Annotated in this window: 19 protein-coding genes; 12 read left to right on the top strand and 7 right to left on the bottom strand. The window is 63.9% G+C overall.

What is annotated here, in order from left to right:
• Positions 1–3 precede the first annotated feature (3 nt).
• Positions 4–1,065, bottom strand: coding sequence for a metallophosphoesterase family protein (locus IE053_RS10015; RefSeq protein ID WP_189575515.1), 1,062 nt, complete (start codon positions 1,063–1,065; stop codon positions 4–6).
• On the bottom strand, positions 1,065–2,207 hold the full coding sequence (locus IE053_RS10010) for a replication initiator protein A (protein ID WP_189575513.1): 1,143 nt from the start codon (positions 2,205–2,207) through the stop codon (positions 1,065–1,067). The genes IE053_RS10015 and IE053_RS10010 overlap by 1 nt, the downstream gene beginning before the upstream one ends.
• Positions 2,208–2,825: 618 nt before the next feature.
• Between IE053_RS10010 and IE053_RS10005 the strand changes: the two genes are divergently transcribed.
• Both IE053_RS10005 and IE053_RS10000 read left to right on the top strand, forming a co-directional pair.
• A complete protein-coding gene (locus IE053_RS10005) occupies positions 2,826–4,016 on the top strand; it encodes an AAA family ATPase (RefSeq protein ID WP_189575511.1) in 1,191 nt (396 codons plus the stop codon).
• A 96-nt stretch (positions 4,017–4,112) separates the two neighbouring features.
• Positions 4,113–5,078, top strand: a complete 966-nt coding sequence (locus IE053_RS10000; RefSeq protein ID WP_189575509.1) for a ParB/RepB/Spo0J family partition protein — start codon at positions 4,113–4,115, stop codon at positions 5,076–5,078.
• On the opposite strand, the gene IE053_RS09995 is transcribed toward IE053_RS10000, so the two are convergent.
• Complete coding sequence (locus tag IE053_RS09995) at positions 5,075–5,962, bottom strand: MarR family transcriptional regulator (protein WP_189575507.1); 888 nt, start codon at positions 5,960–5,962, stop codon at positions 5,075–5,077. The two genes, IE053_RS10000 and IE053_RS09995, sit on opposite strands and share 4 nt — an antisense overlap.
• A gap of 138 nt (positions 5,963–6,100) precedes the next feature.
• Here IE053_RS09995 and IE053_RS09990 point away from each other — a divergent pair, with 138 nt between their 5' ends.
• Genes IE053_RS09990 through serB form a run of 3 tightly spaced genes read left to right on the top strand, consistent with a single transcriptional unit; the run spans position 6,101 to position 9,712 of the window.
• On the top strand, positions 6,101–7,249 hold the full coding sequence (locus tag IE053_RS09990) for a phosphoserine transaminase (RefSeq protein WP_189575505.1): 1,149 nt from the start codon (positions 6,101–6,103) through the stop codon (positions 7,247–7,249).
• 21 nt (positions 7,250–7,270) lie between these two features.
• Complete coding sequence (gene serA / locus IE053_RS09985; protein WP_189575503.1) at positions 7,271–8,851, top strand: phosphoglycerate dehydrogenase; 1,581 nt, start codon at positions 7,271–7,273, stop codon at positions 8,849–8,851.
• Positions 8,852–9,712, top strand: a complete 861-nt coding sequence (serB, locus tag IE053_RS09980) for a phosphoserine phosphatase SerB (protein ID WP_189575501.1) — start codon at positions 8,852–8,854, stop codon at positions 9,710–9,712.
• Here serB and IE053_RS09975 read toward each other — a convergent pair.
• The 4 genes from IE053_RS09975 to soxR form a co-directional block, all read right to left on the bottom strand.
• On the bottom strand, positions 9,660–11,054 hold the full coding sequence (locus IE053_RS09975) for a sodium:solute symporter family transporter (protein ID WP_189575499.1): 1,395 nt from the start codon (positions 11,052–11,054) through the stop codon (positions 9,660–9,662). The genes serB and IE053_RS09975 overlap by 53 nt on opposite strands.
• Positions 11,055–11,816: 762 nt before the next feature.
• Positions 11,817–12,197 carry a DUF1499 domain-containing protein gene (locus IE053_RS09970; protein ID WP_189575497.1) on the bottom strand — a complete coding sequence of 127 codons (381 nt, stop codon included), beginning with the start codon at positions 12,195–12,197 and terminating at the stop codon, positions 11,817–11,819.
• A gap of 128 nt (positions 12,198–12,325) precedes the next feature.
• Positions 12,326–13,105 (bottom strand): ferredoxin--NADP reductase, encoded by a 780-nt coding sequence (locus IE053_RS09965; RefSeq protein ID WP_229786236.1) that lies wholly within the window; start codon positions 13,103–13,105, stop codon positions 12,326–12,328.
• A gap of 121 nt (positions 13,106–13,226) precedes the next feature.
• Positions 13,227–13,673 (bottom strand): redox-sensitive transcriptional activator SoxR, encoded by a 447-nt coding sequence (gene soxR, locus IE053_RS09960; RefSeq protein WP_189575493.1) that lies wholly within the window; start codon positions 13,671–13,673, stop codon positions 13,227–13,229.
• Positions 13,674–13,745: 72 nt separating this feature from the next.
• Between soxR and IE053_RS14585 the strand changes: the two genes are divergently transcribed.
• The 7 genes from IE053_RS14585 to IE053_RS09930 all read left to right on the top strand — a co-directional run bounded on the left by IE053_RS14585 (position 13,746) and on the right by IE053_RS09930 (position 21,126).
• On the top strand, positions 13,746–13,868 hold the full coding sequence (locus IE053_RS14585) for a hypothetical protein (RefSeq protein ID WP_268249062.1): 123 nt from the start codon (positions 13,746–13,748) through the stop codon (positions 13,866–13,868).
• Positions 13,869–13,934: 66 nt separating this feature from the next.
• Positions 13,935–14,357: an alternative ribosome rescue aminoacyl-tRNA hydrolase ArfB gene (gene arfB, locus IE053_RS09955; RefSeq protein ID WP_189575491.1), complete on the top strand. Its 423-nt coding sequence runs from the start codon at positions 13,935–13,937 to the stop codon at positions 14,355–14,357.
• A 55-nt stretch (positions 14,358–14,412) separates the two neighbouring features.
• A complete protein-coding gene (locus tag IE053_RS09950; protein WP_189575489.1) occupies positions 14,413–15,318 on the top strand; it encodes an SDR family oxidoreductase in 906 nt (301 codons plus the stop codon).
• A gap of 245 nt (positions 15,319–15,563) precedes the next feature.
• Entirely contained in the window at positions 15,564–16,517 is a 954-nt protein-coding gene (locus tag IE053_RS09945; RefSeq protein ID WP_189575487.1) for a hypothetical protein, read from the top strand.
• A gap of 93 nt (positions 16,518–16,610) precedes the next feature.
• Complete coding sequence (locus IE053_RS09940; protein WP_189575485.1) at positions 16,611–17,624, top strand: flagellar hook-length control protein FliK; 1,014 nt, start codon at positions 16,611–16,613, stop codon at positions 17,622–17,624.
• An 18-nt stretch (positions 17,625–17,642) separates the two neighbouring features.
• A complete protein-coding gene (locus IE053_RS09935) occupies positions 17,643–18,323 on the top strand; it encodes a flagellar hook assembly protein FlgD (RefSeq protein ID WP_189575483.1) in 681 nt (226 codons plus the stop codon).
• A 340-nt stretch (positions 18,324–18,663) separates the two neighbouring features.
• Positions 18,664–21,126 (top strand): DUF3772 domain-containing protein, encoded by a 2,463-nt coding sequence (locus IE053_RS09930; RefSeq protein WP_189575481.1) that lies wholly within the window; start codon positions 18,664–18,666, stop codon positions 21,124–21,126.
• Positions 21,127–21,129 lie beyond the last annotated feature (3 nt).

The raw sequence follows: 21,129 nt of genomic DNA, 5'->3' as shown, positions 1-21,129 counted from the left end.
CGCTCAGTCCCTCAGCATCCTGTCAAGGAGCCGCAGCGCTTCGGCAGCTTCCGGATGGCCGTCCATGGCGATCAGCCGGTCAGCCACCCGGCGCAGCATGCCGTCGCCCAGGCGTTCATCGAGATCAGCCTCGTCGAGGCGCGTCTCCACGCCCGCCCAATCCACCTCGAGCGTGAAGAAGCGCCCCTCCTCCAAAGCCAATTTCTCCTCGAGCGCGGCTCGGTCGGCAAAGGACACCGCACCGGTGAGCTTCAGGCGGAGAAGCGTCCGGTCGAGAGCCCTCTGATCGGGCAGATAGCTGTCGATCGACGAGAGGTCTTCGAGAACAACCTCGTGGCGCAGCCAGTCATAGATCCCGGTGGCATGGGCCACCGGCTTGTTCGGCGTGTCGAGATCGACCACCAGGGCATGGCCCTGGTCGTTCTGCCTGAAATTATCGGGCTCGGGCGTGCCGGGATACCACGCCCGTGGCCCGGCTTCGCGCATGCCGTGCCAGTCGCCGAGCGCGAGATAGGCAAGACCCGCTTGGTCAGCACGGTCCTTGGCGATCACCGCACTGCCATCGGCGCGGGAGCTGAAATCCTGCACGCTGCCATGGGCGAGGCCGATCAAGGTCCCCTCCCCTCCGAACCAGGCTGTCAGGTCCCGGCCCGGTCGCTTCGAATGCCACGGGGCTGGGAGAAGCGTGATCCCCTGCTCCATCTCCTGGGGAACAGCCTCGGTCAGCAGGCGAACATTCTCGGGGACTCCGAAAGCACGAAGACGGTCCCAGAGACCTTCTTCCTTCGCCGGATCGTGGTTCCCCGGAAGAAGCCACCAAGTGAGATCCGAAGCATCCGCCATCCGGTCGAGGGGCTGGCGCAGCACCCGATCCGCCGGGACTTCCTGGTCCCAGACATCACCAGCCACGAGGACATGGGACGCGCCTTCGTCACGGGCCAGCTTCGCGATCCTCTCCGGGATGGCCTGCCGAGCCTGCTGCAGGAGCGCGGCCTTTTCGGGTCCGAAACGTCCGAAAGGCTTGCCGAGCTGCCAGTCAGCCGTATGGACGAAACGGAAGCCCATCAGTTCGGCAGCGGGTTGCGCTTCGCATAGGTGGTGAAGAAGGCGAGGAACGCGGCATCGGGACGGCGCGGCGCCTCCTTGGTCAACGCCCAGCGCTTCCATTCTTCCAGGACCGCGTATTTGTCATAGCCGGGGAACATTCGCGCAGCCTGTTCGAGAGCGTAGGAGCTCACCTCGAGATCAGATGGCTCGCAGGGCTTCTCGATTGGCTTGGGTGCATCGGCACGTGCTGGCTGGACGCTCTGCTCGGCTGGAGCTTCGATCTCGACGCGCTGGCGCCGCGGCCTGCCCTTCGGGCGGAAGAGGACCATGGGGTTCCGCTTGCTGATGGCGGCACCGAAACCCGCCGAGGCGATCAACCGCGCACCGTCGGAGTGGGGATCGTCGACCACCACGAGATCATATTCCGGGATCGGCTGCCGGGTCTCGATTTCCCGCAGCGCCGATTTGAATTTCGCCGGCCGGTCTTCCGAGCCGACCTTCGTCTGCAGCTTTTTCAGCCCGATATGGAAGAAACGCTGGTTGCCGCAATGGACCCGCGCAATCTCATAGAGCCGGCGCTCGATCGGCGAGAGCTGGAAGTAGTGGCTGTCATAGGTGAGGATCTTCTGGTCCTTGATCAGCGCCCGGTAGAGCCAGTCGCAGAGCCGGACCTTGACGCGGTTGAGGCGCTTTTGGCCGTCCGCCGTCTTCGTGTAGCTCATCTTCGCCTCGGAGACCCAGGAGAAGAAGCCGTCCTCCCCCTCCCCGCCAGCTTCGATATTGGTCTTGATCTGAGTGCCCTGCAGCCTTTCCAGTGCGCCGTTGATCCTCTGGTAGCTGCGGGCCGAGCGGTTACCGCCAATCACGCGCAGGAAGTCGTGGGCCGTGAAGCTGTATTCCTGGCTCGGCGTCTCCTTGCGCTTCATCTGGCTGACCAGCAGGCTCGCGATGTAAAGCAGGATTTCCTTGTCATAGATTGTGGCGACACCGGTCTGGCTCGGGCGGACTTCGATGGACACATAGTCGTCCGAATAGGTGATCGGCTGCATGCGGCGCCCTTTGGAGAGGGCGAAAAACGGGAACGCCATTACCGAGCGTTCGCCCTTCACCTGACCATGGAGGGGACTGTCGAGGCAGGCGAGGCTCATTTGTTCAGCCATCGGGGCTCTCCGGTTCGAACGTGACCCGTCATTCGGAGCACGCACGCATAGAGAGTCCACGATTCGGGTTCGTGTCTTCAGGGATTCATCCCCAAAAGCACGAGAGACTGCGTGCGATCCTGCGGTTGTACCACGGCGGAAAGGCCAGGAATCCCGAGCTTTCTCGGGAAAAGGGGACGTTCCTTCGCCTCTCTCGTGCTTTCAAGGACGAATCGGCTCGTTTATCCGTGAAAGCACGAAGCTAGCTTTCGGTCATTGAGTCGTTCACGCCCGAATCGTCCGGCCCGCTATGCTGCGGAATTTTCTCCTCCACCCCAAAAACCCCGGCAAACGCCGATTAAGGTGGTTATCTTGGTTTAGTTCTTTAACGCCGGCGTAAGGCACTGGATTCATTAGGCCATACCCGGTATTGCGACCGTGATATCACGAACATCCGTCCGTCATTCCACGAAAAGACTGTCCGTGAAGACACGACCTTGTGGCGGTGAAAGCACGAGCAGAGGTGCACGGGCTATCCCTGAAACCACGAGAAGACTCCGCGTCTCGAATCGTGGTGCTTGCGCTCGCTGCAGTTTTCGGTCCTTACTCGCGAAAACTGCAGCGGGAGATGAGCCGAGCATGGATCAGCAGAATACGCCGGGTGTCGCGACGCTGGATACGATCAGCAGGCTGGTCAACACGGCAGATGGAATCATCGGCTCCATGCGCGACGTGGCCGATGACCGTGTCGCCGAGACCGGGCCTCGCCGTTACCGCCTGACCGAGGCCGCCCAACTTGTCGGCCGCTCGGTGGATGCGATCCGCAGGGCCGAGGCTGCTGGCGACCTGCCGAAGCCCGAACTCCGCGCGTCGGGCCAAAGGGCAGGGTACACGCTTCATGAAGTGAACCGGATGCGCGAGCATTTCGGCACACGGCCGTCGCGCGCACCGGAGGACCCGCCGGTCATCCTCGCTGTTCAGAACTTCAAGGGCGGGGTGGGGAAGAGCACCATCTCCGCCCATGCTGCGCAATATTTCGCTGAGCGGGGCTACCGGGTCCTGATTGTCGATACCGACAGCCAGGCATCCACCACCACGCTCTTCGGTTTCAATCCGGATGTCGATATCGAGACCGACACGACACTCCTTCCTTACCTGATCGCTGACCGGTCTGACGGGATCGGTTACGCCGTTCGCCCCACGCGTTGGGACGGCCTCGACCTCATCCCGGCGAATCTTGGGCTTTATTCGGCTGAGTACATTCTCAGCCAGCAGGTGAAGGGAGATGTTTCACGTCTCTCCCGCCTCAAGGCAGGATTGATGGAAGCCGCGGCAAGCTACGACGTCGTCATCATCGACCCGCCACCGGCGCTCGGCATGATCTCGCTTTCAGTGCTGCAGGCGGCGACCGCGATCCTCATCCCGACACCGCCGAGTTCCATCGATTTCGCGTCCACCGCGGCTTATCTCGCGATGCTCGAAGAGGTGGTCGAGGCACTGAACACGCAGACGGCCAATCCGGTCGAGTATAGTTTCGTGACGCTTCTCGCGACCAAGGTTGTTGAGCAGAAGGGCGCTCACGAAGTCATGCGCGACGTGATGGGCAGGGCTTTTTCAGGGTCGATCCTGCCGACAGCGTTGCTCGATTCAGCCGAGTTCGACACCGCGTCGGTCGAAATGCGCACTGTTTTCGAAGCCACAGGAGGTCAGTCGCGCACGGCACGCCGTTGCCGCAACAACCTCCTTGCCGTGATGCACGATCTCGAGGTGAAGGTCCGCCAGACCTGGCCGAGCCATCGCTCGAAACTGCGTCAGGAAGGAATCGCCTGATGGTATGGGCGTGCACATGTGCACGCTTTGCCATTGTGCACATGTGCACAGCCAATCACCGTGCACATGTGCACACCGCAGAAGGGGACTGAGCCCATGGCCCGCAAACGCGCCCGAATCCTCGCCGACGCCATCAATGCCCGCCTCGAAAGCAGCCAAAAGCAAGAGCGCGAGGCCCCGCGACGCGAGTACACCGCCGAGCGCGAGAGCCTGATCTCCGAAGCCTCGGAAGGCCGGCTCCGCAATGGCAAGCTGCGCCTGGTGGACCCTAAAGAATGCCGGATGTGGGAGGGTCACAACCGCCTCTATGACCTCCTGACCCCTGAAAGCTGCAGCGACCTGATCAAGTCCATCAAGGCCGTCGGGCGTCAGGAAATGCCTGCCATCGTGCGGCCCCTGTCCGGCGGGAAATACCGGTACGAAGTCATCTGCGGCGCACGCCGTCATTTCGCGATCAGTCACCTCCGCGAGGCCGAGCACCGCAACGACATCCTTTATCTTGTCGATATTCGCGAGATTTCGGACGAGGAGGCCTTCCGCCTCTCCGATCTCGAAAACCGGGAGCGCGAGGACATTTCCGACTACGAGCGCAGCCGGGATTATGGCCGGGCGCTCGATGCTTACTACGATGGCAACAAGTCCCTGATGGCGGAACGCATTGGCGTCGATCGAAGCTGGCTTAGCCGCTATCTTCGCATCGGGGAGCTTCCGCAGGCCATCCTCGATGCCTATCCCGATGTCCGCGACATCGGCATCCGGCACGCGGCCGAGCTTTCGCCGCTCTTGGCGTCCGAAGCTGCACCTTTCGTCCTGAAGGCTGCGGCTGATCTCGCCGAGGCTCGTGCAAACGGGGACAGGAAAAGTGCTGCGCAGGTTCTTGCAGCCCTCAAATCCGCCGCGAAGGCCCCCAAACAGAAGGACATGGACACGATCCTCGACGGGGAAGGCCGCACGCTTCTTACCGTCGAACGCCGCGCGCGGACCCATGTCCTCACGATTCCCCGCGGCCAGCTATCCGACAAGAAGGCTGTCCTCAAAGCGATCGAGGACGCGCTCTTCTAAGCGTCGTCCCTCTTCACCGAGCGGTCGAGCGCCGCATAGGCGCTCTCGAGGACCCGGTCGATTTCCTCCACATCCACCGCCGCGCCGGTGGGGATGTCGGTCGTGTTTTCGCGGACTGCCTGGAGCGAGGTTGCATTCTCTGCGAGATAGACAAGCCAGCGTTTGCGGCTCGTGGCTTTGCGGACAATTCCCAACCCCTCGAGCCGCTTGCAGAGCCTTGCCGCGGCTTGCCTCGTCAATCCTAGCGTTTGCCCGACATAGCGCGGGGTCAGCGCATGAACTGTCCCTAAAAGCACGACCGCTTCCTCAAGCCGGCTGTCCGAACGCGTCGGCGGGAGGAGAGACCGCCACCGTCCGAAATCCCGCTCCAGCGCCTGGAGCCTCAGGAGGCTTTGCCGTGCTTCCTCGGCAAGTCCCGTAACAAAGGCCGCCTGCCAATCGGGGGCATCCTCGCGCGGGAGCGCCAAGGCGGAGCAGGGCAGGGGCCAGCCGGTCAGCGCGGCCACGCGCAGCGGCGTTTCCATGGCGAGATCGCCCGGAGGCAGGCCCTCTGCCAGGAGCCGAGCGATCTGATTCGTGATTTCGGGGACGTTAGCCACCGGCTCACGCGTCAGCCTCGGCCGCCAGAGACGGAGGGCGCCGCCCCAAAACCGGCGGGCCGCTGCTTCTTCTACCGACGGCGCCCCTGAAGGGACGCCCGCGGCCATGGCGAGAAGATCCTCCTGGGAGACAGGCGCTGCCCCTCGCGAGTAGAGGCGGGCGACGACCCTTGCCGTCTCATGGCTGAGCCACAGCGAACGCAAGGCAGAGCGGTCGATTGCTGCCGATAGCTGTCCCAAGTAATACCCGCAGGATGACCAGACAGAGGGATCGAGATTTGCCATAAGGAACCGCTCTATCAGCCATCGGTTCCTCTGTCGCGACATTTCCGCCTGTGGAGAGATCGGCGCAAATCGCCTCGTGTTTTCGAGGACAATTCGTGCTTCTCTTGCGCTGCAACATAGAGCCTTCCAAAGAGAGCCATGGAACAACCTACGCGTCGCCCCGCCCAGCCATCCTTCTCGTCCGGTCCATGTGCCAAGCGCCCCGGCTGGTCGCCTGCATGCCTGTCGAGCCCGACCCTTGGCCGCTCGCACCGTTCCTCGATCGGCAAGGCGCGGCTCAAAGAAGCGATCGACAAGACCCGCGCGGTTCTCGAGGTTCCCGCTAGCCACCTTATCGGCATCGTGCCCGCGTCCGACACCGGCGCCGTGGAGATCGCCATGTGGAACCTTCTCGGTGCGCGGCCCGTCACGACCCTCGCTTGGGAAAGCTTCGGCCTCGACTGGGTCAAGGATGCGGTCGACGAGCTCAGCCTCTCCCCGACCGTCTTGCAAGCCGACTACGGCGACATCCCCGATCTCACGAAGGTCGACCAGGGCCACGACATTGTCTTCACCTGGAACGGAACGACCTCGGGGGTGAGGGTTCCGCACGCGGATTGGATTTCCGACGACCGCGAGGGCCTGACGATTTGCGATGCCACCTCGGCAGCCTTTGCGCAGGATCTTCCCTGGGAGAAGCTCGATGTGGTCACGTATTCCTGGCAGAAGGTTCTGGGCGGCGAGGCCCAGCACGGCATCCTCATTCTCGGGCCTCGTGCTATTGAGCGCATCAACAGCTACCAGCCCGAATGGCCTCTGCCCAAGATCTTCCGTCTCAAGAAGAAAGGCCAGCTCAACGAGGGCATTTTTCGCGGCGAGACGATCAACACGCCATCCATGCTTTGTGTCGAGGATTATATCGACGCGCTCGAATGGGCGGAAAGTCTCGGTGGTCTTTCGGCCCTGAAAGCACGAGCCGATGCCAACCTCGAAGCGCTCGAAAGCTGGGTCGGGAGGACCGGCTGGGTCGATTTCCTCGCAGAGAAGCCGATCCGGTCGAACACTTCTGTCTGCCTGAAGGTTACCGATCAGCGCGTTGCTGCTCTGCCTGCGGAGGAACAGCAGGCCTTCATCAAACGGATGACAAAGCGCCTCGCTGATGCCGAAGCTGCCTATGACATCGCAGGATACCGTGCGGCGCCTCCGGGCCTTCGCATCTGGTGTGGGGCGACGGTCGAAACCGCCGACATCGAAGCCCTGACACCGTGGCTTGACTGGGCCTTCGCCGCCGAAGCCGAAACGCTCTGACCGACCAAGGGAAACACAAAAATGGTCAAGGTACTGATTTCCGACAAGCTAGGCGATGACGCCGTCCGCATCCTCGAAGCCCGCAAGATTGAGGTCGTCTTCAATCCCGACCTCGGCAAGGACCCTGCCGCGCTGAAAGAGGCGCTGCAGGACGTGGACGGCCTCGCCATTCGTTCTGCCACCAAAATGACGGCGGAGCTTATTGAGGCTGCGCCAAAGCTCAAGGTGATCGGCAGGGCAGGGATCGGTGTCGACAACATCGACATCGATGCCGCCACCGCAGCCGGCATCGCGGTGATGAACACCCCGTTCGGAAACGCGGTCACCACGGCTGAGCACGCCATCGCCATGATGTTCGCCGTCGCCCGGAAGATTCCGCAGGCGGATGCTTCGACCAAGCAGTCGAAGTGGGAGAAGTCGAAATTCATGGGCCGCGAGCTTTTCGGCAAGACTCTCGGCCTCATCGGCGCAGGGAATATTGGCGGTATCGTCGCCAGCCGTGCCCAGGGACTGCGCATGAAGGTCATCGCTTTCGACCCCTTCCTGTCGGAGGAGAAGGCCAACGACATGGGCGTTGAGCTCGTCTCCTTGAACGAGCTTCTGCAGCGTGCGGACTTCATCAGCCTCCACACCCCGCTCAACGACAAGACGCGCAACATCATCAGTCGCGAAGCGCTGGAGGTCATCCGGCCTGGCGCGTTCATCATCAACTGCGCCCGCGGCGGCCTGATCGATGAAGACGCTCTGGCCGAAGCTCTCGATGACGGCCGGGTGGCCGGCGCTGCCCTTGACGTCTTTGCGGAGGAGCCGGCGAAAAACCATCCGATCTTCGAGCGCGAGAATGTCGTTGTCACGCCGCACCTCGGTGCATCGACCCGGGAGGCGCAGGAAAACGTCGCCGTCCAGATTGCCGAGCAGATCGCGGACTACCTCCTCACTGGTGCGGTGCAGAACGCACTCAACATGCCGTCGGTCACCGCCGATGAAGCGCCCAAGCTCAAGCCGTTCATCAATCTTGGCGAGAAGCTTGGCAGTCTTGCAGGCCAGCTCGTCGATGGAGCGATCACTGGCATCTCCGTTCGCTTCGCAGGGCATGTCAGTGAGCTGAAGGCCGGGCCCATCGTCTCGGGCGTGGTTTCCTCGGCGCTCAAGCCGCAGCTCGCCACGGTGAACGCGGTCAACGCGACCAGCCTGGCCAAGGACCGCGGCATCAGCATCACTGAGGAGAAGACCGAGACCTCGCCCAACTTCGGCAGCACCCTGACGGTGAAAGTCGAGACGGCCAATGGCGCCTTCTCCGTCACTGGCGCGCTGTTCGGCGGAGAGCCGCGGATCGTCAGGATCGGGGACGTCAGGCTCGAGGCGAGCCTTGCGCCCAACATGCTCTTCGTCATCAATGAGGACAAGCCGGGCTTTATCGGCGCCCTCGGCGATGTGCTCAGCGATGCCAAGGTGAACATCGCGACCTTCAACCTTGGCCGGCAGGAGGCTGGGGGGGAGGCCATGGCGCTTATTGCCCTCGACCAAGAACTGTCGGACGATACGCTCCGAGCCATCAACGCTCTGCCGCAAATCAAACGGGCCGCGCCGCTGAAGTTCTAGATGACGAACACCCACGCCGTTCTCCTTCTCGGCCCTCGGGCGCCCGAGGGCATGGCCATCGCCATGCGGCGGGTGGAGATCGCGCCGATCGACCTGTCGGACGAGGCGTCCGAGGTCCATCTGCCGGAGGAACAGGCGTGGCGCGTGGCCAAGGCGCTGAAGGACAATGGCGGCTTCGACGTCGCCGTTGTCCCGCTTGAAGGCCGGGAGAAGCAGCTTCTCCTTTGTGACATGGACTCGACCATTGTCGGTGAGGAAACCCTTGACGAGCTGGCCGAGGCATTCGGTTTCGGTCGCGAGGTGGCCAAGGTCACCGACAAGGCTATGCGCGGCGAGATCGCGTTCGATGAGGCTCTGCGTGCACGGGTGGCTCTATTCAAGGGCCTCAGGATCGACGCCGCCGCGCAGGCGCTGCGCGAAAGGCTGACCATCAACAAGGGCGCCGAGACGCTTGTCCGGACCATGCGGAAGCGGGGGGCACGCTGCGCCCTGGTCACCGGCGGCTTTGACATCTTTGCCGCGCCGGTGGCTGATCGGGTGGGATTTTCCGAGACCTACGCCAACCGTTTGCGGTCCGAAGACGGTGTCCTGTCAGGGGTCGTTTCGGAGCCGATCCTTGGACCCCAGGCCAAGAAAGAGCGTCTCGACGCTCTTTGTGCCGAGCTTTCCCTCAACACGGGCCAAGTCATGGCGGTCGGTGATGGCGCCAACGACCGGGACATGATCGCAGTCGCCGGGATCGGTGTCGGCTACCGCCCCAAACCCGCCCTCGAAGAAGTGGCCAATGTCGTCCTTCGTCATGCGGATCTCACGGCGCTTCTTGCGATCCAGGGGATCCCGCAAAGCGACTGGTCTGCATAAGGACAAGCCGCGTCAGAACAAAGGCCATCGCGCCGCCTGCCAGCGCGAAAAGAAAAGCGCCGGGTGTGCCGCTGATCCAGTCGAGCCAGGCCGTCAGGGCCAGCGAGACGAGAAGGGCGGCCAGGACAGGCACCCGGCCTGTTCCGGGCACCAGCAGGCCAACGACGACCGGCAGAACGAGAAGGCCCGCGATTCCTTCGCCGGTCAGGACGATGGCCCTGATGGAGTCCCCGGCAGCGGCAATCGCCATCGCTGAGACTGCCGCTGCCGCAGTCGCGAACCGAGCCATGGCGAGGCGCTGCCGGCCGTTGCTCCGTGGCCGCAGCTTCACGAGGCCGTTTTCGGTGGCCACTGCCGAGACGGCGAGAAGCGCGCTGTCCACGGAGGAAAGAATGGCGGAAATCATCGCGCCCGAAATGATAACATAGAGCCAGGCCGGGAGGATCGTTCTCGCAAGGCTCGTGAAATAGCCATCGCCCCCATCAAGGCCCAGGCCCAGTCCCGGACCGACCAGGCCGAGCAGGACGGGCACCATCCCGATCGCCAGATAGATGCCTGCGCCAAGAAACGTGCCGCGCCGTGCCGTCTCCGGCGACTTCGCGCCCAGGGTCCGGGCGATCACCTCCTGGCTGACGATTGTCCCGAGGATCGGCAGCGACCAGAGCTCGATCCGCTCGAGCCAGCTTTCCCCTTCCTTGCGCATGGACAGGGCACCCTCGGGGATCGCCGCGACGGCGGCGCCCAGGCCACCTGCGAAGTCGATGACAAGGAACAAAAGCACGAGCAGCACGAGGATGATCACCGCGCCCTGCAGGACATCGGTGATCACGTCGCCCTTGAGCCCGCCAACCCACGCATAGACAAGGACGATCGCCATGCTGGCGACCAGCATCAACGGAACGCCCAGCCCTGTCGCCTCGGACAGGATGATCGCCAGCGCGCTGAGCTGCGCTGCTGCCCAGACGGTGGCGCTGAGCGCGGTGAAACAGGCGGCCGCAATCTCGACCTGCGGCCCGAAGCGCGACCCCAGAAAGCTCGCGAGGGTCATGTGGCCCTCCTGCCGGAGCCGGTAGGCGATGAAGGTGCCGAGCGCCACCAGCCCGAAGGCATAGCCGAAGGGCTCCACCCGCGCGCCCGCGAGGCCATCTGAGGCCACCTCGGCCGAGGTGGCGATCACGGTTTCCGCTGCGAACCAGGTGGCGAAGATCGAAAAAGCGATCTGCCAGACCCCGAGCGTCCGTCCGGCAACGAGGTAGTCGGTATCGGTCTTTGTCCCGCGTGCGGCCCAGGCGGCGATACCGACTTGCAGGAGAACGTAGAGGCCAAGGAACAGGGCGGTCATGGCCGTGCCGTTTCTGTCGGCATGGGACCGGAAGCAAGCGAAAAGGCGAGGGCGGGGCAGTATCCGGGACCGATCGGTTCCGGCCGGTCCTCTGCCCGCGGGGACCAACGGGGCACGATGGAACCCGGCCCGGCAAAGCGGGACCGTACGGCGAAGGGAAGCCCGGGCGCGCATGGTCTCGCGCTCTCAGTATCAAACAAACGCGCAGGATCATCCGCGCCCGGCAGTGCCTTTGTGCGAGGGGCCGACGCCAGGGGAGGGGACCTTCAGGCCCTCACCGGCAAGGATCAGCACTTCAAGCCCTCGGCACGTCACCCGGCAAATGCCGAGGCCATGTCCTCTCGGTCCCTCAGCAAACGGAGCGTCACTCCGCCCAGATGCGCGCAAGCACCGCCCCACGAGCCGTTCCGCGACGACCGGTCCGTCCCTTCATGCCGTGGGGGCAAGGAGACGATAGCGGAAGCGGGAAGGGCGGGAATAAGTTGTCCGATGCTTCTTCGCGTCGAGCTGACGCCTCTTTGCAGCGGCGAAGCAGCCGCGCGCGCCGTGCCGTCTAGGCTAAAAAACCCTCCGCCTCCGTCGCTTTGCCATCTCGTCGTCGCGTTTCAGCCGGGCGAGTTTCAGGCGCTCCTGCTTCAGCTTGAGGCGAAGAAGGGCCTTGGGACCTGCGGTGGGTTTTCTCGGGCGCGGCATGGGGAGAGTCTAGCGGCGCGCGGCAAGGCGGGGATAAGGCGGATCGCAGGCGTCTTCCGCCCTTTTGCGTCAGAGCGCGGCCTTGAGGTCAGCGAGGAGTCTCTCCACCCGTTTCTTGTTCACACCGAGATCGGAATAGCCGACGCGGCTGCGCGAATAGATGGCGAGGGTAGAGCCCTCCGGGTGCGGAAGGACAGCGATGTCGACATCGTCCTTGAAGATGACGACCTTCGCGACATAGGCGATGCGGCCTGCTTCCTTGGAAGCGGAGACGTTGCTTGTGCCTTTCGTGTTCTCGATCACCTGCAGGAGCTTGGCGAAGACTTCGTCCGGACCCTGCGTGAAGACAGGGGCGATGGCGTCCGGTGTCTCATTGGCGAGCCAGCCCTCCGGTGCAACGAGATACTGGTTCGGTTTCGGGCTTTTCTGGACGTTCTGAAGGTCAAGCATGACGGATTCCTTTTGAGGGGTGGCGCAGGCGGCCATGGCGAAAGCAGCGAGGACAAAAAGTATACGGAGCATTTTCCTGCAGCCATCGCCTCCCCGTTTTCCGCGCAGGAAGGCGGGAGGCGCCAGCCTCAACCCGCGAAAGCCTTCTCGATGACGTATTCGGCCGGCTTGGCGTTGGAGCCTTCGGTCAGGCCTGCTTTCTCCATCAGCTCGGCCGTGTCCCGGATCATCTCCATCGAGCCGCAGATCATGGCGCGGTCGGTGGCGGGATCGAGCTTGGGCACGCCGAGGTCATCGAAAAGCTGGCCGTTCTCGACCAGCGTCGTGATGCGGCCCGTATGCGGATGGTCCTCGCGGGTGCAGGTGGTGTAGTGGCGCAGCTTGCCTTGGGCCATCTCACCGATGAGCGGGTCGTTGATGAGGCCTTCGACCATCTCCACCGAATAGGCGAGCTCGTTCACCTGCCGGCAGGTATGGGTCACGATGACTTCGTCGAACTTCTCGTAGGTTTCGGGATCGCGGATCAGGCTGGCGAAAGGGGCGAAGCCGGTGCCGGTGGAGAACATGTAGAGCCGCTTGCCCGGTGTCAGGGCATCGAGAACCAGCGTGCCCGTCGGCTTCTTGCCAAGGAGGATTTCGTCGCCCGGCTGGATCTTCTGGAGCCTTGAGGTGAGCGGGCCATCGGGAACCTTGATCGAGAAGAATTCGAGCTCTTCGTCCCAGCTCGGGCTTGCGACCGAATAGGCGCGCAGCAGCGGCTTGCCGTCATCCTGCAGGAGACCGATCATCACGAACTCGCCCGAGCGGAAGCGGAAGCTCTGGGGGCGGGTGATGCGAAACTTGAAAAGACGGTCGGTGTAGTGATGCACCGACAGCACCTTCTCGATCGTGGCGAGCTTGGGGTTCACTTTCGGCGCGAGGGCGGCGGCAGTCTGGCTCACAGGCAGGTCTTTCTCGTTCGTTCTTTTGCGGCGCACATAGAGGTTCGCGGCGCGGGGCGAAAGAGGTTCGCGATCCTCTTAAGGGTGTTCAGAGATTCTCTTCGATGGTTCTCGGCCCCGGTCCTTCTGCCCGCAGCTTGTCTTCGGGATTATAGAGCGGACAGTGATCCATCGACAGGCAACCGCAGCCTATACAGCCCTCGAGATAGTCGCGAAGCCGCTGGAGGCGCGTGATCCGGGCGTCGAGATCGCCCTGCCAATCCGTGGCGACGCGGGCCCAGTCGGCCTTCTTCGCCGCTCGGTCATGCGGGAGAGGGGCAAGCTTCTCTTTGACCTCCTTCAAGGAAATGCCGATCGCCTGGGCCGCCTTGATGATCCCGAGGCGGCGGAGGGTCGCGCGGTCGTAGCGGCGCTGGTTGCCCTCGGTCCTCCATGAACGGATCAGCCCCTCGCGCTCGTAGAAATGCAGTGCGGAGACCGACAGCCCTGCGCGGGCAGCGGCTTCGCCGGGGGTCAGTGCTTTTGGCAGCGTCATGGCTTGACCTCAACAAAGGTTGAGGTTCCATAGAAGGGTCTCCGCATCTTTGTCGAGAGGAGACCCCCCGCGATGCTGAAGCCCCCTGACATGACACCGAAACCCCAGCTCCGTCCGCGTGAAGCTGCGAAAGCCCGTGCGCCATGGTGGAAGGCGATTGGCCGGATGGGCCAGCTGGGCCTGCCGTGGAAGTGAGAACCAGCCGGTTCCGCCGCCGCCCGGTTGCCGCTAGGGCCCCGCCTGTCAGGAGGCCCGACATCCGTGCTCTACATCAACGATGCCCTCGCTATTCAGGAGCATGAGCTGGAGGAGCAGTTCATCCGCGCGTCCGGTCCTGGCGGGCAGAACGTCAACAAGGTCGAGACGGCGGTGCAGCTTCGTTTCGACCTTTCGAGGAATTCTTCCCTCCGGGAGGACCAGAAAGAGCGCCTGCGGAAGATCGCGGGCCGTCGCCTGACCCAGGATGATGTCATCGTGTTGGAGGCAAGCGCGAACCGCTCCCAGAACGCCAACCGCCAGGAAGCACGGCGCCGCCTCGCCCAGATGATCCGGGAGGCCCTGCCGAGGCCGAAGAAACGCCGTCCGACGCGCCCGACCCGCGGTTCTGTCGAGCGGCGGCTGAAGTCCAAGGCCCGGCGCGGGCAGGTCAAGGCGAACAGGCGCCCGCCTTCGCGCGACGACTAGCTTGGCTTCCGCGCCGAAGGGTGCATCTTACCGCCAAAGTTTTCAGGAGAGATCCATGAGCATCAGTTTCGACAACCGCGTCGCGATCGTCACCGGCGCGGGAGCGGGGCTTGGCCGCAGCCACGCGCTGGCCCTTGCGAAGCGGGGCGTGAAAGTGGTCGTCAACGACCTCGGCGGCTCTGTCTCGGGTGAGGGCGCCTCGTCCGAGGCTGCGGAGAAAGTGGTCGAGGAGATCAAGGCCGCGGGCGGCGAAGCCATCGCCAATGGCGCGTCCGTCACGGACCCCGACGGCGTCGGCGCGATGGTCGAGCAGGCGATGTCCGCCTACGGACATATCGATATTCTCGTGAACAATGCCGGCGTCTTGCGTGACAAGAGCTTCTCCAAGATGACTCTCGAGGATTTCAGGTTCGTCCTCGACGTGCACCTGATGGGCTCGGTCACCTGCACCAAGGCGGTCTGGGACCACATGCGCGAGCGCGAGTACGGACGGATCGTCATGACCTCGTCGAGCTCGGGCCTCTATGGGAATTTCGGCCAGAGCAACTACGGCGCGGCCAAGATGGGCCTCGTCGGCCTGATGAACGTGCTGCACATCGAGGGCGCAAAGAAAGGTATCCACGTCAACACCCTCGCACCGACCGCAGCGACGCGGATGACCGAAGGTCTGATCCCGGAGGAAATGCTCAAGCTGATGACGCCGGAGTCCGTCACCGCGGCGCTTCTCTATCTCGTCTGCGACGAGGCACCGTCGCGCCTGATCCTCGCCGCCGGGGCAGGGGGCTATGCCGCGACCCGGATCACCGAGACCGACGGCATCTCTCTCGCGCCTGATCATCAGACGCCTGAGGAGATCCAGGCCAGGATGGAAGAAATCCTCAGCGAGGATGGCGAGCAGATGCTCGAAGACGGCTCAGGCCAGACGATGAAGTTCCTGCAGAAGGCGATGGCGCGGGGCTAGTCGACGGGTAAGCACTGTTGCGAAAAGGGCGCGCTCCTCGATGGAACGCGCCCTTTTTACTTGTGCGCGTTGACTCCTCCGCAGTCCTCCGCCATCGAGCGCGGGAATTCGGCAGCGTCGTGCTGTCAGAGAAAGGTCAGAGTGATGACGAAACGTCTGCTCCTTGCGCTTGGAGGCGCACAGAACATCTAGCTCCCTGACCGGTGCACGCCGCGAGGGGAAAACAAATCCCTTCGGAGGTGGTCATGAAGAAAACAGCCCCCATCCGCACCCGGCCGTTTGGCTGGATGACCGATATCATCTTTCCCGCGATCGAGCGGGAACCCCGTCGTCTTGCCGTTTGGCTGGCGGCGACGCGTCCAGAGTGGCACTTCGCAGCGATGGCCTTCGCACTCCTCGATGATGAGGAGCGCAATGCCGATGTGGAGGCGATGCTCTTTGTTCGGACGAAAAAAGAGATCCTCGCGGATGTCGCGCCCTCGGCGGACCCGCGTCTGATTCGCCTCTGCGATAAGCTCAAGGGTAGAATCTGGCGTCCGCCGACCTACCGGCGCCTCGCCGAGCTGGTTGAGGACAAAGAGGCGGCGCGCCTCCTGCTTCGCACACGGTCGATTGATCGTCGCAGGGTTTTGGCGCTCGCGCGGGTTCCGGCCACCTTCCGCTGCCCGGCCGTCTTCGCACGCCTGCACCGGATCTCGGACGCCGAGAAAGTCGTCTTTGCCGTCGGACTGGTCGAGAGGATCCGGCCAGATCTTGGACGCGCTGGCGTGCTGCGGAGCCTCGCCCAGACCCGGTCCAAGACCTCGCTGGAAGCGTGGGCGAGGGGCCATTTCCGCGAAGCGAGCTTTCCCGATCCGCCGTGGCCCGGGACAGCGAAGCTGAAGCCGCTCGCCAGCTGGCAGGCGGTGGAGAAAACTGCGATCCGGTTCCGGAACTGCATCCGGGACTATGTGCGCGAGGTGCGCTCGGGTTCGCACTATCTCTACCTCTTCGAAGATGGCGATGGCCTGACGGCTGTGGTCGAATTCGTCCGCGTGACCGATGGTCTCTGGGTCGTTGATGAGATCAACGGGCCCGACAACAAGCCACTGTCGCCTGCACAGGAGGCAAGGGTGGTCGCCGAGGCGTCGGAGGTCGCGCTGGCGGTGCCCGCGGGCTCCCGGGGCGTCCATGTCTGGACGGACCCGTCTTATTGGTAAGAGAAGGGACGGAGCCGTCCGGCTCCGTCTCCGCCCCCTTTAATCCCACTCAAAACCACTTGTGGTCCTCTGCGGTCTGAAAGAGGACTGTCGATGAACGCTGCTTCTATTCTCTCGCCGTCGCAGAACGCGGCCGTCATCCCTGCCAAGGGTCTTGGACAGGGCCTGCGTCAGAACGCTGGCCAGCAGCAGGGCGGGGAGGGTGCCGAGGCAGCCTTTTCGCAATTGCTCGTCGCCGTCGAGGAACTCGCCGCGCAAGGCACGCAGGTGATCGCCGAGAACGCGGCCGCCGCCCGACTCCAAGGACAGGGCCAGCCTCTCAAGATCCTCACCGAAGCAGGACCGGCGCTTGGTCGCGACCTCACCGGCGTCGCCCAGAGCGCCGTCGCCACCGTGGCGCGCGCTCTGCCTACTGACAAGCCGATCGGCCAGATCAAACAGGGCTCCCCCCTCGACCAACTGATCCAGCAGCAGACCCAGCAAGGCGCCGAGCGTCGCGAGGTGCTGCCGCTCAGGCCCCTCGTCCAGCCTGGACAGGCCCCTGTCCAGAACCCGGCCATGATGCTTGCTGAGGAAGCCGAAGCGGCCCTCATCAACCGCCAGACCGCGCCCGCCGTGAAGCTCGAAGGCCAAGTCGCCTCGATGCCGCAGGTCGAGGCTGCCCTTGCGCAGCAAAGCTCCGGCGAGACCTCGAACCCCGTCGTCCGCCAGGTCGCAACAAACCTTCAATATGTCGCACGCGGAGAGATGGAGCGCGTTCGCTTCGACCTCTTCCCCGAGGAGCTTGGCCGCGTGCAGGTCCAGATGCAGAAGACAAACGGCGCCACCCGCCTCGTCATCATCACCGAGACGGCCCAGGCCTTCGAAGCGCTCGCCCGCGGTGCCCATGGCCTTCAGCAGAGCCTGCAGCAGGCAGGCTTCGATGCCGATGACATGCGCTTCGAGCATCGCGATGGCGAAGGCGGCCAGCGCGAACAGCAGCAGGCTGACGAACGCCGCGAGCGCCATGAGAGTCGGCGCGGCTTCGACGAAGCCCTCGATGACGAGCGCCGCGAGGTCATCATCCGTCCGGCCATCAGTTCCGAAGACCGCCGGGTCTTCCTCTAGGATTTTGCGAGAGCACCCATGAGCACCATCACGCCGATCCAGCAGAACCCCCTGGCAGCCGAGACCGAAAGCCCGAGCCGTGCCTCCATCGCGCGCCAGGCGCTGACGGACAATCTCGATACCTTCCTCACCCTGCTGACAACCCAGCTCGAGAACCAGGACCCGCTCCAGCCGATGGACACGAACCAGTTCGTCGACCAGCTGACCCAGTTCTCCGAGCTCGAACAGGGGGTGGAGACCAACCAGACCCTGACCGAGATCGCCCAGGCCGTCGGTGCCGGCGACCGTCAGGAAGGCGTGGCGCTGCTCGGCCGCACGGTCGAGGCGCGGGGCGACATCTTGCCGCTCAATCCCGGCGGCACGCAGTTCGCCTATGAGATCACCCAGCCTGCGAAGAATGCCGAGATGCGGATCTTCGACCAGGGCGGCAACCTCGTCGCCCAGTTCCAGGTGAATGGCGATATCGGCCGCTACAACGCGGCATGGGACGGCACCACCCTGACCGGCTCCATCGCCGGGCCCGGTCTTTACAAGGCCCAGGTGGTCTCGCTCGACGATCCGAAAAACGCGACCCTGACCGGGGAGATCCTGTCCGGCGGCACGGTGCAGGAGGTGCGCTTCGAAAATGGCGCGACCAAGCTCGTCCTCGATCAGGGAATGATTATCGACGCGGATGATATTCAGCGCGTCGGCGTCTAGATCCTGCGAAAATTTGCCAAGCGCAGCGCCGGTTTTGGACGATCGGCGCGCAATTCAGATTTCACGCCCAAGCCCCTTCCCAAGCCCGATTGATCCCACTATTTCCCTCCTCCCACCGGGCGGTTGGCCTTCCGTGAGGGGCGTTTCCTCAGGTTACGGCCTTTTCGGAAGCCAGCCGCCCGGCGTGCCCGAGGAACCATCATGGTCTCATGCTTCTGTGCCCCCAGAGCATGATCGACCGGGACCTCGGTCGGCGGCCGGTGCTTCCTCCCCCCTGACATCCGCACCGGCCGCCTCCCCTTCCCTTGAAGCGGCCTTTTAGAGATGACAGAGGGCGCCCATGCGCCTGATCCTTCCCGTTCTCGTCGCCATCCTGCTGCTGTCCGGTCTCGCATTCGGCCAGACCATCGATCCCGAGGTCCGCGCCGGGATTGAGGCGCGGCGGGTCCAGCTCGAAGCCATCGAGAGCCTCCTTCGCGAGGATCCCCGCGAGGCCGACCTTGTCGCGCTCAGCGAGGAGGTTCGGCGGCTGCGCCAGGAGGCAGCGCTCGCCGAAGCGCCTGTCGCCCGCCAGATCGATGCCTTGAGGGCAGAACTCGAAGCCCTCGGCCCGCCGCCGGCGGAGGGCGAGCCGGCCGAGAGCGAGGACATCCAGCGCGAGCGCAGGCGGCTCAACCAGCAGCTCGCCGAAGCCGAAGCCGCGCGGGCGCAGATCGCTCTCAACATAGCGGCGGCCGAACGGCTCGCCGGGCGAATTGCCGAGCTGCGGCGCGAAGCCTTCACCGAAGACCTCTTCGCGCGCACGCCGTTCCTCATTTCGCCAGAGCTTTGGACGGATGCCCTGCGTGGGTTCCAGGAGGGATACGGCAATGCGGTGGCCGCCTACAGGGGCTGGTATGACAGCACATCGGAGCGTGGCCGCCTCGATGTGGCGTTCGGTTCAATCATTGGCGCGCTCGTACTGGCCATTGCCCTCCTCGTTCCGGTGAGGCGTGCGCTCAACAGGCTCATCGCCAAGAGGATCGCCGGGCTTGAACCTTATCCCTCCCGCCGGGTCATCCTTGCCGCCGTTCGGACCGCCGCGAGCGTCCTGCCCGGAGTGCTTGGCGGCTTCTTCCTCTACGAGGCGCTGCGGCTGAACGGTGCCATCCCCGAGGAGGGCGAGGTGCTCGCGCGGGCCATCTGGTTCGGCTTCATCGTCCTTCTCCTGGCCGACGGCGTCGCCAGTGCCGTCTTCGCGCCGCGCCTGCCTGCATGGCGTGTGCTGCGCCTCGAGACGCGCAGCGTCTTCGTCATACGGGGGCTGTTGCTGGGCTCCGCCGTGGTGATCGTCGTCGACCGCGTGCTGATCCGCGGTGCAGAGGTCTTCGGAGGCTCGCCTGCGCTGACCACCGTGCAGGAAGGGTTGGTCTCGATGACCCTCGGCATCCTGCTCTTCCTCCTCGCCCGGGACAGGTTGTGGAGCAGGGGGGAAGACACCGGGGCCGAGGCGGCAGGTCCTGCCCGGGTGATCGAAGGAGAGGCGCCCCCCGGTGCCCCCGAGGCGCCGGCGCGCGTCGTCGCACCGGCAGAAACATCGAGGGAGGAACCGCGCAAGGCGCGCACGAGGATCAGGGTCTTCGTCCGCATCCTGGCCGTCATCGCCGTCCTTGCCCCGCTGGTCGGATATACTAATCTCGGTTATTTCATCGCGACACGGACCTTCGCGCTGTTCGCTCTCTTCGGCCTCGTCTGGTCGCTGCGGGCTCTCATGCGCGAGATGGTCCGTCTTGCCGACCGGAAATTCTCCTCCAAGGCGCTCGAGGAAGCCGAGGGCGACGAGCGGCTGCTGCTTTCCTGGATCGGGATCATCATCGACCTTCTCGCGCTTGCGGTCTTCGTGCCGCCAGCCCTCCTGATCCTCGGTGCTGCCTGGGCCGATGTCAGGGGCTGGATCGTCGACGCCTTCATCGGTTTCGAGATCGGCAATGTGCGGATCAGCCTTGCCAAGATCCTGACTGCAGTCGCGATTTTCGCCCTGCTTCTCTGGCTGACTCGCCAGGCGCAGAAAGCGGCCGAAACCCAGATCTTCCCGCGCTCACGCATGGACAAGGGTGTCCAGAACTCGCTCCGCACCCTGATGGGCTATATCGGTCTTGTCATTGCCTTCGCGGCCGGCGTGGGCACGCTGGGCTTCGACCTGTCCAATCTCGCGATCATTGCCGGCGCCCTGTCTGTCGGCATCGGTTTCGGGCTTCAGTCGATCGTTAACAACTTTGTCAGTGGGCTGATCCTGCTTTTCGAGCGGCCGATCAAGGTTGGTGACTGGATCATCACCAGTTCCGGTGAGGGAATCGTCAAGCGGATCTCCGTGCGCTCGACGGAGATCGAGACTTTCGACCGCTCCTCGGTCATCGTGCCGAACTCCGAGCTCATCTCCAGTTCGGTCACCAACTGGACCCATAAGGACCGCATCGGCCGGATCATCATCAATGTGGGCACTGCCTATTCGTCCGATGCGAAACGGGTGATCGAGATCCTCGAACAGGTGGCCAGGGAATCGACCGACATCCTCAACTACCCGGCACCCTTCGTGGTGTTCGAGGATTTCGGTGCGTCGAGTCTCGATTTCTCGCTCAGGGCGTATATCCGGGACGTCTCCGAATCGCTCCGTGTCAGAACGCGCCTCCGGGTCGCGATCCATGAGCGGTTCCGGGAGGAGGGGATCGAAATCCCGTTCCCACAACGCGATATCAATATGCGCGACCTGCCCGAGGACTTCTTCGACCGGGCCTTCCCGCCGAAACCGGGCGATCCTGCCTGACGA

The organism is Parvularcula lutaonensis, from assembly GCF_014651915.1.
Lineage (GTDB): Bacteria > Pseudomonadota > Alphaproteobacteria > Caulobacterales > Parvularculaceae > Parvularcula > Parvularcula lutaonensis.
The sequence above is the reverse complement of the archived record's forward strand: the minus strand, read 5'-3'. Positions and strand labels throughout refer to the sequence as shown.